Here is a 12,803-nt window from a genome sequence, read left to right on the forward strand (position 1 = left end):
CGATACCCCACAAGTGGGCGCGTCACAATACCGGACACCGGCTCCGGGTTTCCGGGAACCGCGCACCTCGTGCGTCAGACGATGATGCGCCGTGCCGGCGCCCCGGTCAAGCACCCCGGCCGAGCCGCGCCGACCCGGCGGACCGGTGCCCCGGCGCGGGGCCCCTCAGTCCTGCAGGGGCGTCGTGCTCAGCTGGTCGACCAGCCAGTCGTCGCCGACCTTCTCCATCGTCACGGTGACCTGGTCCTTGTAGATCGTCGGCTCCTCCTCGCCGCGCCGGATGGTCGGGCGGTCCACGAAGAGCAGCACCTGCACCCGGTCGGTGTCGGCCCGGACGATCCCGGAGGCCAGGACCTCCGCCTCGACGACCACCTCGAGGTCGTCGGCCGACTCCTCGAGCACCGCGAAGAGCTTCTCGTACTCCGCGCCGTACTCCTCGGTCAGGTAGGACAGCGCGGCCGTCCGGTCCTCCGCCATCGTGCGGTGGTCGTAGGAGATCAGCGGCACGACGGCGCGCTCCGCGACCGCCTGGGCCGCCCGGGCCGCGTCCTCGACCGACTCCTCCGTGGTGGCGAACTCGGCTCGCCACAGCACCGCGGCCGCGACCACCGACGCCAGCGCGAGCAGCGCCGCCACACCGATCAGCCAGGCCGGCACCGACCGTCGCGGCCCGGCAGCGGCTCCGGCGGCCGCAGGAGCAGCAGCCGGCTCCGGGCCCACCTCGGGCCCGGCACCAGCGGTCGCCTCCGGCTCGGCCTCGGCTTCCGCCTCCAGGGTCGCGTCGTGGGCCGCGCGGCGCTCGGGGTCGAGGAGCACCTCGGCCGCCTGGTTGGCGGCGCGGAAGCGCCGGTCGGACGGGTCGAGGTCGGCGATCGCCGCCTTCCACGCCCGGCGGACCTCCGCCTCGGACGCCGTCGGGTCGATCCCGAGGACGTCGTACCAGCTCGGGGTCACGGGGTCTGCTCCTCCTCGGCGGTGACCGGCGAGAAGTCGTCGACCAGCCACTCGCCGTCGGTGCGGACCAGCTCGACCTCCACCCGGAAGGACTGCGGTTCGGTCTCGACCCGCTCGCCCTCCTCGGCGTTCTTGCCGCGCGCCGGATAGCTGTTGGTGAAGGCGCCCGCGACGAGCACCGTGGCCCGGCCCTCCTCGAGCTCGGAGACCCCGGTGGAGAAGACCTCGGCGGTGCGCTCGATGCCCGCTTGGGCGACGGTCTGCTCCGCGGCCGTCACGCCCTGGAGGAAGGACGTCTCGAACTTGTCGGTCATCACGTCGGTGACCAGGTCCCGGTACTCCGGCATCTGGTCGCCCTCGAGGAGGTCGGGGCCGTAGGTGTTCACCCGGAGCATGAACTGGCGCGCCTGCGACATGACGGCCTCCCGGCGCTGCTGGGTCTCGGCGGCGTCACCGCCCACCCCGGAAGCGGCCAGCACGGCGATCACGGCCGAGCCGATCACGCCGGCCAGGAAGACGACGACGAGGCCGGTGAGCAGCGCGAACCGGAAGCGCGTGGAGCTCACTCCTGCGGCGCCGCGAGGGGTTGCAGGAACAGCCACTTCCACGAGTCCTTCCCCAGCGTCGAGGGCGCCACGGTACCGGGCTGCTCCAGCGCCGGGTCGACCCGATCGCCCCACGCCAGCTCGCCGGTCTCCTGGTCGTACGACGCGACGACGGGCGCGCGGTAGGTCGCCCCCGGCTTCTTGTCCAGGTGCTGGGCGCCACGGGCGTTGCTGACCGCGGCGGGCTCGGTGCACCGGGCGTCCATGTTCATCGGCCGGTTCGAGCCGTCCTGCGGGATGCGCTTGTCGGTGCCCTGGTAGCCCTGGGTGCAGACCGGGTGAGTGGTCATGATCAGGCCGAAGTGGGCGTCGTAGAGACCGGTCTCCGGCGTCTTGGAGACGACCGTGAAGCCGCCCTCCACGACGTAGGGGTAGATGACCAGCATCTGCTCGATCCCGTCGAGGTGCCGGACGGTCACCTGGCCGGTCGTGACGAGGTTGTTGATCAGGCTGCCGAGCTCCACCTCGTTCTGCTCGAGGAAGGTCCGCAGCTGGTTGGCCGTCGCGGAGCCCGTCTCGATCACCGTGCGGAGGTCCTCGTCGGCCCCCGCGAGGGTGCCGCTGAAGAGGGAGAGCTGGCTGGCGAAGGTCCGCAGCGCGTCCTGGGAGTCCAGCTGGGTGTTGAGCACGGTGTTGCTGTCGCGGATGAGGGCCGTGGTGAGGTCGAAGTTCGCGTTGGCCTCGGCGATGAAGGAGTTGCCGGTGTCGATGATCCGCTGCAGGTCCTTGCCGGTGTCGTCGAAGGCGATCCCGAGCTCGTTGATCGTGGTCCGCAGCGCCTGCTGGTCGACCGAGTCAGCGGTGGTGGCGAGGTCGGTCAGCAGCGTCTCGACCTGGATCGGCGTCTCGGTGGCGGAGTCGGCGATTTCGGACCCCTCCTCGAGCACGGGCCCGTCGTCGACCTGGGGCTGCAGCTCGACGTACTGCTCGCCGACCGCGGAGCGGTTGCCCACCACCGCGAGGGTGTCGGCGGGGATCTCGTCGTTCTCGTCGTCGATCTGCAGGTGCACGTCCACCCCGGAGTCGGTGAGGACGAGCTTGTCGACGCGGCCGATCCCCACGCCCCGGTAGGTGACCTCCGCGCCGGCGAAGACGCCGCCGGACTGGGAGAAGTGGGCGACCACCGTGTAGGAGTCGTCGACGAAGAACCGGTCGAGCCGCGCGTAACGGGCGCCGACGAAGCTCACGCCGACCAGCGTGATGATCACGAAGACCAGCAGCTGGACCTTGGTGCGGCGGGTGATCATCGGCTCTCCTCCGGGACGGCCAGGGCGGGCACCAGCAGCGCGACCAGGTCGGGGTCGTAGACCGACGCGAGCTCCCCCACCGTCGCGCCGCGGCCGGACGGCGGCGCCGTCGACGGTTGGTCGACCGCGCCGAACGGCGCACGGGGCAGGCCGAGCAGGTCGCCGAGGGCGCCGAGCCCGCCGCCGGCTCCGTTCCCGTCGACGTCACCGCCGAGGGGCAGGGGCAGGCCGGGCACCTGGTTGAGGATCGTGCACACGGTGATCCTCTTGTTCTTCGGCTTCTGGCACTCCTCGCGCAGCTCCAGCAGCAGCTGGACGTTGCCGCGGACCTTCTGGCAGGCCTTGCTGTTGAAGCTGAGGCTCTGCAGGCACTGCAGCACCGCGCCGACGACCGCCGTGGGCTCGAGCTCGGTCGGCAGCAGGGTGGGCAGCTGGGTCGGGATGCCCGTGGTGCCCCCACGCAGGTCGATGTCGAGCTCGACCGACAGGTTGGTGTAGTCGCCCATGTGCAGGTTCCGGGCGACCTGCGGGTCCCGTCCGACGACCTCGTCGACGAACGGGTAGGTCAGGAAGACGTTGAAGGCGTTGACGAAGGCGTCGCCGGAGTCGGCGAGCTGGCTCAGCACCGGCTGCAGCTGGCGGATCGACTCGATGGTCGCCGACTTCGACGCCCTGATCACGCGGACGCCCACGTCGCCGAGCTCGTTGAGCTCGCGCAGCATCCGCACGAGGTCGCCGCGCTGCTTGTCCAGGGAGACGAGCGCCGAGGGCAGCTCGTCGAGCGCCAGGTCGATGTCCTCCTGCTGCCGGTCGACGTCGATGGCCAGCTGGTTGAGCGACTCGATCGCGCCGACGATGTCGGCCCGGTTCCGGTCGAGCACCGTCACGAACTCGCGCACCTGGCCGAGCACCGACCGCGCGGAGTCCTCGCGACCCTCGAGGGCGTTGTTGATCTCGCTCGCGATCGTCTTCAGCTGCGCGACCCCGCCGCCGTTGAGCACCAGGCTCAACGCACCCAGCACCTCCTCGACCTCGGGGTTGCGGCCGGTCCGCTCCAGCGGGATCAGGTCCCCGTCGGCGAGTGGCTCCGCGCTGGCACCGCGCTCGGGCGCGTCCAGCGAGACGAACTTCTCGCCCAGCAGGCTGGTCTGGCGGATCTCGGCGACGGCGTTCGCGGGGAGGTCGGTGCTCGAGCGCAGCTCGAGGCTGACCACGGCCGTCTCCCCGTCGAGCTCGATGTCGGTCACCTGGCCGACGCTCACGTCGTTGACCTTGACGCTCGACTGCGGGACGAGGTCGAGCACGTTGGTGAACTCGGCCTTCACCGAGATGGGGTCCTCGCCGGTGTCCGTGCCGCCCGGCAGGGGCAGGGAGTAGACGCTGAACTCGCACCCCGTGAGGACGAGCGAGCCGAGGAGCACGGCGGCCGCGGTGCGCAGCCTGGTCAGGCGCTTCACTTCTCCACCTCCACGAGGCCGCCGAGGGTCAGGTCGAACTTCGCGTCCGAGGAGGACCCGGTGCCGGCCCCGAACGGACCCGAGCGCGGCAGGATCGTGTCGACGAGGTCGCAGAGCCGCCGGCTGTCGTCGACCTGGGCGAGGATGCCGCACAGGAAGATCGACGGGTCGCTGGTCAGCTCCCCGAACAGGTGGCCGATGTTGGCGTTCGTGTCCAGCGTGCCGCTCTGCGGGTTGTAGGCGAGGGCCAGGTTGTTCAGCGCGAGCGGTGCGCTCGCCAGCGTCTCGTCGAGCGCCTTGCGCTGCTTGACCAGGACCTTGGCCACCCGGTTGATGCCCGTGATGTTGCGGCCGAGGGCGTCGCGGTTGGTGCGGACGAAGTCACCCACCTGGCCGAGCGCCACCGACAGGTTGCCGAGGGCCGCGGCCAGCTCCTCACGCTCACCGGCGAGGAGGGTCGAGACGGAGCCGAGCGACCGGTTGAACTTGCGGACCGTCCGGTCGTTCTCGGCGAGGGTCCCGATGAAGCCCTGGACCTCCTTCAGCGAGCCGAAGAGCTCCTCCTTGTTGTTGTCCAAGGTGCCGGAGAGCCGGCCCAGGTCCTCGATCGTCTGCTTGAACGTCGCGCCCTGGCCACCGAAGTTGGCCGCGGTCACCTCGAGCAGGTCGGTCAGCGCGCCCTCCTTGTTGGCCCCCGTGGGGCCGAGGGCGACCGTGAGCTCGTCGATGCTGGCGTAGATGTCGTCGAGCTCGATCGGCACGGCGGTGCGACCCTCGTCGAGCAGGGTCCCGTCACCGAGGGCGTCGCCGCCGTCCCACACCGGGGTGAGCTGGATGTAGCGGTCACCGACCACCGACGGGGCCACGATGACGGCCTTGGCGTCGGTCGGCACCTTGACGTCGGCGTCGTACCGCATGGTGACGACGACCTTCGTGCCGGCCGGCTCCACGGTCTCGACCTCGCCGATCGGCACCCCGAGGACCCGCACGTCGCTGCCCTCGTAGATGGAGATCGCCCGAGGGAAGTGGGCGACGAGGGTCTTGGTGTCGGATCCTCCGAGGACGGTGAACGCGGCCACGACGACCAGCGCGAGCAGGACCAGCGGCACCACGGCACGCCTCAGGGCGGTCATCCGATGCCACCCCCGTTCGCCAGGTCGGGCACCGGCGGCATGTTCTGGATGTAGGTGTCGAACCAGGGACCGCCGCCGAGGGTGTTGGCGAAGACCCGGTAGAAGGGCGCCATCAGCCGCAGGCTGTTGTCGATGTTGTCCTCGTTCTTGTTCAGCACGGCCACGACGTTCTCCAGGTTGGCCAGGGCGGGGGCAAGGTCCTTGCGGGTGCCGCGCACCAGGGCGGTGAGCTCCTTCGACAGCGTCGAGGTCGACACCAGGAGCCGGTGGACCGACTCCCGCCGCTCGAGCAGCGCGCGGAAGAGGACGTCGGCGTCACGCATCAGCGCCACGAGGTCGACGTCGCGCTCGGCGAGGACGGCCGAGACGCGCTTGAGGTTCTTGAGCAGCGAGCCGATCTCGGTGTCGCGCGACGCGATGGTCTCCGAGAGGGCGGAGACCCCGTCGAGGGCCTCCCGGAACTCCTCGGGCGTGTTGCGCGTCAGGTCGGCCAGCGTGGTCAGCGAGACCGCGAGCTGGTCGGTGTCGATGTCCGCGGAGGTCTCGGCGAGACCCTCGAACGCCGCCACCACGTCGTACGGCGACGCGGTCCGCTCGACCGGGATCGTGCTGCCGGCCTCGAGCTGGCCCTGGCCGGCGGGCTCCACGGAGAGGAACATCGCGCCGAGCAGCGTCTTGACCTTGATGGCCGCACCGGTGAGCTCGCCGAACTCCGCGTCCTCCTCGATCCGGAAGGCGACCTCGACCTCGCCCTCGGCCAGCTCGACCGACTCGACCTTGCCGACCCGGACCCCGGCGATGCGGACCTCGTCGTCGGCCTTGAGGCCACCGGCCTCGGAGAACCGGGCGTAGTAGGTGTCGCCGCCGCCGATGATCGGCAGGTCCTGGGCACGGAAGGCGGCCAGCATCAGCGCGGCCAGCACCAGGATGCTGATCAGGCCGACGACGACGGGGTTGCGCTCGCGGAAGGGCTTCATCCGAGGTCACACCTCTCCGAGCCGGTGTTGTAGTGGAGCGGCACCGAGATGTTCGCCGGCAAGCGGATCCGTCCCTGGAAGTCGCAGAGGTAGAAGTTGAAGAACGCACCGTAGATCGCGGTGCGACCGACCTTGTTGAGCTTGATCGGGAGCACCTGGAGGGCGCGGTCGAGCTCCGCCTTGTTGTCGTCGATGTTCTTGGTCAGGCGGCGCAGGTGCTTGATGTCGTTGACGAACGGCCGGCGGATGCCCTCGACCAGCCCGGCGGTCTCCACCGACAGCTCGGAGATCTGGTCCAGCGAGGTCAGGATCGCCTGTCGGTCGGTCTTCAGCCCCCCGACGAAGGTGCGGAAGTTGACGATGAGCTCGGAGAGCTGGTCGTCCCGGTCGCCGAGCCGGTCGAGCACCTGGTCGAGGTTGGTGATCAGGTCGCCGATCACCTGGTCGCGGTCGGCCAGCGTCTGGGTGACCGAGGCCGTGCTCGAGAGGAGGCCCTCGAGCGTCCCACCCTCACCCTGGAAGACCTGGACGATCTCGTAGGAGAGCTGGTTGATGTCGTCGGGCGAGAGCGCCTGGAACAGCGGCTTGAAGCCGTTGAACAACACGGTCAGGTCGAGCGCCGGCGAGGTCTGGGAGATCGGGATGGTGGCTCCCTCCTCCAGCTCGTCGGTGGCGCCGATGCCCTCGCTCAGCGCGACGTAGCGCTGGCCGACGAGGTTGCGGTAGCGGATCGCGGCGTTGGTGGCCCGGCTCAGCGTGGTCTCGGTGTCGACGGAGAAGGTCACCAGGGCGCGGTCGCGGTCGACGATCTCGACGTCGTCGACCGAGCCGACCTTCACGCCGGCGACCCGGACGTCGTCGCCCTCGACGACGCCGGTGGCGTCGGAGAAGACGGCCCGGTACTCCTTGGCCGCGCCGAAGGTGAGGTTGCCGATCAGGACCACCAGCACGCCGGTGGCGAGGGCGGTGACCACCATGAAGACGGTCAGCTTGGTCAGGTCCGCAGCGGTCTTCTTGTCCAGCAGGCTCATCGCAGCGACACCTCCGCGCCTCGGGCCATCGGACCGACCAGCAACGGGCCGAGGTCGTCGACCGCGTCCGGCGTGGTGGCGAGCCCGGGGGCGAGCAGGTTCTTGAGCAGGACCGACTCGGCCGGGGTCCCGGCGTACCCGGCGTCACCGAAGAGGTCGCCCGGCGCCACCCGTGAGGTGCCCTTGCCGGTCGGCTCGTCGACGCCGTCCTTGAAGTCGGGCTGGTGGCGCACGGGGTTGTCCTGGCTCCAGGGAGGGTTCGGCAGGTTCAGGCAGTCGGGTCCGCGGTCCTCGTTGAAGACCGGCTTGTCGTTGGGGCCGTAGTGCCGCGGCTGGTTGGGCAGCGTCTCCAGCACGATGTGGAGCTGGAAGCCGCGGAACGCCTCGGCCTGCAGCTTCCCGGCGTTCACGATGCCCTGGAGCAGGCAGGGGAACTCCGTGGAGTACTTCGCCAGCGTCCGGAGGAACGGCTCGCTGAGCTCGGCGAGCCGGATCAGGTTGTCGCCGTTGTCGTCCAGGAAGGTCTCGGCGGTGTCGGAGAACGACGCGACGTCCTGGAACAGCGCGGCCAGCTTCGCCTCGCGGTCCTCCAGCGTCCCGGTCGTGAGCACCGTGTCCTGCAGGATGTCCCCGACCTCGGGGAGCACGTCGGAGTAGACCTGCGAGACCTCGGCGGTGAGGCGCAGGTCCTCGACGAGCGCGGGGAGCTGCGGGTTCATCCGCTTGAGGTAGCTGTCGACCGTCTCGAGGTTGGCACCGAGGTCGTCGCCGCGGCCCTCCAGGGCGGTGGCGAGCGCGGTCAGCGTCTTGTTCAGCTGCGCCGGCTGCACGGTGCGCAGCAGCGGGTAGAGGTCGGAGAGGACCTCCTCCACCTCGGTGGCGACCTCGGTCTGCTCGATGGTCGCGCCCGGCTCGATCGGCTCCTCCGCCGCGTCCTCGGGCACCACGAGCGACACGTACTTCTCGCCGAACAGCGTCTTCGGGACGATCGAGCCGGTCACGTTCGCCGGGATGATCTCGCGCTTGCCCTCGTAGAGACCCAGGGTCACGTCGACGCTCTCGTCGTCGACCTCGAAGTCGAGCACCTCGCCGACGATGACGCCGCGGATCTTGACGTCGCCGCGTTCGGGGAGCTGCAGCCCGATGTTCGAGGTCTGCAGGGTCACCCGGTCGTAGTCGGTGAACTGCTTGGTGAAGACCGCGTAGGTCAGCCAGCCGGCCAGCACGATGAGGGCCAGGAAGCCGACACCGAGGAGCTTGGTCCTGCGCAGGATCATGTCTCAGCCCGCCAGTCTCACGGTCGTGGTCGTTCCCCAGATCGCCATCGACAGCAGCAGGTCGATGACGTTGATGGCGACGATGCTCGTCCGCACCGCCCGGCCCACGGCCACGCCGACCCCTGCGGGGCCGCCGCTGGCGTTGTAGCCGTGGTAGCAGTGGATGAGGATCACGACGACCGCGAACACCAGCACCTTGCCGAAGGACCACAGTACGTCCTCGGGTGGAAGGAACTGGTTGAAGTAGTGGTCGTAGGTGCCCGTCGACTGCCCGTAGAACTGCGTCACCACGAGCCGGCTGGCGAAGTACGACGACAGCAGGCCCACCACGTAGAGCGGGATGATCGCGATCAGCCCACCCACGACGCGGGTCGCGACGAGGAACGGCATCGACGGGATGGCCATCACCTCGAGCGCGTCGACCTCCTCGGAGATCCGCATCGCGCCGAGCTGCGCGGTGAAGCCGCAGCCGACGGTCGCCGCGAGCGCGATCCCGGCGACCAGGGGCGCGATCTCGCGGGTGTTGAAGTACGCGGAGACGAAGCCTGAGAACGCCGCGGTGCCGAGCTGGTTGAGCGCGGCGTACCCCGAGAGCCCGACCTGGGCGCCGGTGAAGAACGTCATGCCGATGATGACGCCGACGGTGCCGCCGATGACGGCGAGCGCCCCGGAGCCGAGGGTGACCTCGGCGAGGATCCGCATGATCTCGCGCGGGTAGCGCGTGATCGAGCGCGGCGTCGCCTTGAGGACGCGCAGGTAGAAGGCGAGCTGACCGCCGAGGGTGTCGAGCTGTCCCAGGGGTCGCTGGTAGACGGCTTTGAGGTTCGCCACGGGTCAGCCTGTCTTCGGGGGCACGATCTGGAGGTAGATCGTGCTCATGATGAAGTTGACGACGAAGAGCAGCAGGAAGGTGATGACGACCGACTCGTTGACCGCGTCGCCGACACCCTTGGGGCCACCCCCGGCGTTCATTCCCTTGTACGACGCGACGATCGCGGCGATGAGCCCGAACACCAGGGCCTTCAGCATGCCGACCCAGAGGTCGGGCAGCTGGGCAAGCGCGGTGAAGCTGGCCAGGTAGGCGCCCGGCGTACCGTCCTGCAGCACGACGTTGAAGACGTAGCCGCCGGCCACGCCGACGACGCTGACCATGCCGTTGAGGAAGACCGCCACCAGCATGCAGGCGAGCACCCGGGGGACGACGAGGCGCTGGATCGGGTCGATGCCCAGCACCATCATCGCGTCGAGCTCCTCGCGGATCCGGCGGGCGCCGAGGTCGGCCGCGATGGCGGAGCCGCCCGCGCCGGCGATCAGCAGCGCGGTGGCGATCGGGCCGGCCTGCTGGATGACCGCCAGCACCGATGCGGAGCCGGTGAAGGACTGTGCACCGAACTGCTTGATCAGGCCGCCGACCTGGAGCGCGATGACCGCGCCGAAGGGGATCGCCACGAGGGCGGTCGGGATGATCGTGACCGACGCGATGAACCAGGCCTGCTGGAGGAACTCACGCAGCTGGAACGGGCGCCGGAAGAGCGCACGGCCGACGTCGAGACCGAAGGCGAAGAGCTTGCCCGCGGTCCCGACGGGCGCCAGCGCCCGGGACGAGGTGAGGGTGGACAAGGTCGCCTCAGACGCCCGTCGCCATGGTCATGTTGTCCTCGAACGAGCCCGGAGGCGGCGTCACGCCGTTCTCCCGGCACCAGGCGCCGGGCTCGCGCTGGGAGCGGCGCGGGATGCCGTTGGAGGGCTCCAGCTGCATCGGGATCGGCGGGAGCGGGGGCAGCTCCTGACCCTGCTCGGCCGCCAGCTCGTCGGCGTCCTTCTCCTCCGACATGCCGATCGGGCCGACCTTCTGGGCGTTGAGGAACTGGCGGACCACCGGCTCCTCGGAGGACAGCAGCATCTCCCGGGGGCCGAACATCGCCAGGTGCCGGTGGTAGAGGAGCCCGATGTTGTCGGGCACCGTCCGCGCCGTGTTGATGTCGTGGGTGACGATCAGGAAGGTCGCGTCGATCTGGGCGTTGAGGTCCACGATCAGCTGGTTCAGGAACGCCGTGCGGACCGGGTCCAGACCGGAGTCGGGCTCGTCGAAGAGCACGATCTCCGGGTCGAGGACCAGCGCCCGCGCCAGGCCGGCGCGCTTGCGCATGCCGCCGGAGATCTCGCCGGGCAGCTTGTCCTCGGCGCCGATGAGACCCACCAGGTCCATCTTCTCCATCACGACGGACCGGATCTCCGACTCCGACTTCTTCGTGTGCTCGCGCAGCGGGAAGGCGACGTTGTCGTAGAGGTTCATCGACCCGAACATGGCGCCGTCCTGGAACAGCACGCCGAACAGCTTCCGGATCTCGTAGAGCTCGCGCTCCGAGCACGATGCGATGTCGGTGCCCTCGATGACGATCGAGCCCTTGTCCGGCTTGAGCAGGCCGATCAGCGTCTTGAGGAACACCGACTTGCCGGTGCCCGAGGGGCCGAGCATCACGCAGATCTCGCCCGCCGGGATCGTCAGGGTCACGTCACCCCAGATCAGCTGCTTGCCGAAGGACTTGCTGAGGTCCTCGACCTTGATCTCGACACCCATGACCCTGCACCTCTCCCCATCCGAGTGGTCCGTCACCGCCAGGTCGGGCGACCTGGGTGGACGGGTGTTCCCCACTGACGAGTAACAACGCGGAGAACGAGGCGAGGTTACGCGAACGGCGCGACGTGCGTCACGTGACTGACGTCTCTCGCAACGGTTTCGCAACCTAGAACGTGTTCCGGCCTGACCTGCGCAAACGCAACCGGGGCGGCCACCCTCGAGAAGAGGGTGACCGCCCCGGTGAGGCGTCCGGCTGGTCAGCCGGCGAGGACCGATGAGGTCACTTGAGGCTGACGGTGGCGCCGGCGCCCTCGAGGGACTCCTTGGCCTTCTCCGCAGCGTCCTTCGCGACCTTCTCGAGGACCGGCTTCGGCGCGGCCTCGACCAGCTCCTTGGCCTCCTTCAGGCCGAGCGAGGTCAGGGCGCGGACCTCCTTGATGACGTTGATCTTCTTGTCACCAGCGGCCTCGAGGATGACGTCGAACTCGTCCTGCTCGGCAGCGGCCTCGCCGCCACCGGCAGCGCCGCCGCCAGCGGCGGGGGCGGCGGCCACGGCGACCGGGGCGGCCGCGGTGACGCCGAAGGTGTCCTCGAACTGCTTCACGAACTCGGAGAGCTCGATGAGGGTCATCTCCTTGAACGCGTCGAGGAGCTCGTCGGTGGTGAGCTTCGCCATGAGTGGCAACCTTTCAATTCGGTGGCCCGCCGCGTCGCAGCGGCCGGGCCGGGTTTCAGGTGGTGGTGGTCAGCCCGTGGATCAGGCTTCGGTGGCCTCGGCGGCCTCGTCGGCGGCCTCCGCGGCGGGGGCGTCCTCGGCCGGAGCCTCGGTCGCCTCCTCGGCGGGGGTCTCCTCGGCGGCTGCCGGGGCCTCCTCGGCGGCGGCGGGCGTGCCCGCACCACCTGCGAGGATCGAGGGGTCCTCCTCGGCCTTGGCCTGGAGCGCACCCGCGAGGCGGGCGGCCTGGGCCAGGGGCGCGTTGAGGAGGTAGACGGCCTGGCTCAGCGACGCCAGCATGGCGCCGGCGAGCTTGCCCAGGAGCACCTCACGGGACTCGAGGTCCGCCAGCTTGGCGATCTCCGAGGCGTCGAGGGGCTTGCCGTCCAGGACGCCACCCTTGATGACCAGGGTGGGGTTGGCCTTGGCAAAGTCACGCAGACCCTTCGCCGCCTCGACCACGTCGCCGTTGATGAAGGCGATGGCGGTCGGACCGGTGAGCAGGTCGTCGAAGCCGGAGATGCCCACCTCGGTGGCGGCGATCTTGGCCAGCGTGTTCTTGACCACGGCGTAGTTGGCGTTCTCGCCGAGGGAGCGCCGCAGGTCCTGCAGCTGCTTCACGGTGAGACCGCGGTACTCGGTCAGCACAGCACCGGCGGACTCGTTGAAGGACTCAACGATCTCCGCGACGGCTGCCTGCTTGTCTGCCCGCGCCATGGGTCTCCTTCCGGGTGTCGACCACCGCGTCGGGCCCCGGAACGACGAACGCCCCGAGCGCGGGCGCTCAGGGCGTGGTGCGATCCTCGAACAGGATCTCGCTCTGCTC

The 12,803-nt window shown here is 69.7% G+C and carries 13 protein-coding genes; all 13 read right to left on the minus strand.

The features are described 5' to 3' along the window. Positions 1 to 165: 165 nt before the first annotated feature. Entirely contained in the window at positions 166 to 954 is a 789-nt protein-coding gene (locus tag ACSMHG_RS15300) for a J domain-containing protein (RefSeq protein WP_435746635.1), read from the minus strand. After that, positions 951 to 1,520, minus strand: a complete 570-nt coding sequence (locus ACSMHG_RS15305) for a hypothetical protein (RefSeq protein WP_435746637.1) — start codon at positions 1,518 to 1,520, stop codon at positions 951 to 953. The genes ACSMHG_RS15300 and ACSMHG_RS15305 overlap by 4 nt, the downstream gene beginning before the upstream one ends. Continuing rightward, positions 1,517 to 2,806 (minus strand): MCE family protein, encoded by a 1,290-nt coding sequence (locus ACSMHG_RS15310; protein ID WP_435746639.1) that lies wholly within the window; start codon positions 2,804 to 2,806, stop codon positions 1,517 to 1,519. The genes ACSMHG_RS15305 and ACSMHG_RS15310 overlap by 4 nt, the downstream gene beginning before the upstream one ends. Continuing rightward, positions 2,803 to 4,263 carry an MCE family protein gene (locus ACSMHG_RS15315; protein WP_435746641.1) on the minus strand — a complete coding sequence of 487 codons (1,461 nt, stop codon included), beginning with the start codon at positions 4,261 to 4,263 and terminating at the stop codon, positions 2,803 to 2,805. Before ACSMHG_RS15315 ends, ACSMHG_RS15310 begins: the two co-directional genes overlap by 4 nt. Then, positions 4,260 to 5,396: an MCE family protein gene (locus ACSMHG_RS15320; RefSeq protein ID WP_435746643.1), complete on the minus strand. Its 1,137-nt coding sequence runs from the start codon at positions 5,394 to 5,396 to the stop codon at positions 4,260 to 4,262. Before ACSMHG_RS15320 ends, ACSMHG_RS15315 begins: the two co-directional genes overlap by 4 nt. After that, positions 5,393 to 6,373 carry an MCE family protein gene (locus tag ACSMHG_RS15325; protein ID WP_435746645.1) on the minus strand — a complete coding sequence of 327 codons (981 nt, stop codon included), beginning with the start codon at positions 6,371 to 6,373 and terminating at the stop codon, positions 5,393 to 5,395. The genes ACSMHG_RS15320 and ACSMHG_RS15325 overlap by 4 nt, the downstream gene beginning before the upstream one ends. Beyond that, positions 6,370 to 7,404: an MCE family protein gene (locus tag ACSMHG_RS15330; protein ID WP_435746647.1), complete on the minus strand. Its 1,035-nt coding sequence runs from the start codon at positions 7,402 to 7,404 to the stop codon at positions 6,370 to 6,372. Before ACSMHG_RS15330 ends, ACSMHG_RS15325 begins: the two co-directional genes overlap by 4 nt. Continuing rightward, complete coding sequence (locus tag ACSMHG_RS15335) at positions 7,401 to 8,681, minus strand: MCE family protein (RefSeq protein WP_435746649.1); 1,281 nt, start codon at positions 8,679 to 8,681, stop codon at positions 7,401 to 7,403. The genes ACSMHG_RS15330 and ACSMHG_RS15335 overlap by 4 nt, the downstream gene beginning before the upstream one ends. A gap of 3 nt (positions 8,682 to 8,684) precedes the next feature. After that, entirely contained in the window at positions 8,685 to 9,512 is an 828-nt protein-coding gene (locus ACSMHG_RS15340) for an MlaE family ABC transporter permease (protein ID WP_435746651.1), read from the minus strand. Positions 9,513 to 9,515: 3 nt separating this feature from the next. Beyond that, on the minus strand, positions 9,516 to 10,301 hold the full coding sequence (locus ACSMHG_RS15345; protein WP_435746653.1) for an MlaE family ABC transporter permease: 786 nt from the start codon (positions 10,299 to 10,301) through the stop codon (positions 9,516 to 9,518). A 7-nt stretch (positions 10,302 to 10,308) separates the two neighbouring features. Continuing rightward, the gene (locus tag ACSMHG_RS15350; RefSeq protein WP_435746655.1) at positions 10,309 to 11,262 is read right to left on the minus strand and encodes an ABC transporter ATP-binding protein; all 954 of its coding nucleotides are present in this window, start codon (positions 11,260 to 11,262) and stop codon (positions 10,309 to 10,311) included. A gap of 280 nt (positions 11,263 to 11,542) precedes the next feature. After that, complete coding sequence (gene rplL / locus ACSMHG_RS15355) at positions 11,543 to 11,938, minus strand: 50S ribosomal protein L7/L12 (protein WP_435746657.1); 396 nt, start codon at positions 11,936 to 11,938, stop codon at positions 11,543 to 11,545. A gap of 81 nt (positions 11,939 to 12,019) precedes the next feature. After that, positions 12,020 to 12,694, minus strand: a complete 675-nt coding sequence (gene rplJ, locus ACSMHG_RS15360) for a 50S ribosomal protein L10 (protein ID WP_435746659.1) — start codon at positions 12,692 to 12,694, stop codon at positions 12,020 to 12,022. Positions 12,695 to 12,803: the final 109 nt, after the last annotated feature.

The organism is Nocardioides ureilyticus, from assembly GCF_051280745.1.
Taxonomy (GTDB): Bacteria; Actinomycetota; Actinomycetes; order Propionibacteriales; family Nocardioidaceae; genus Nocardioides.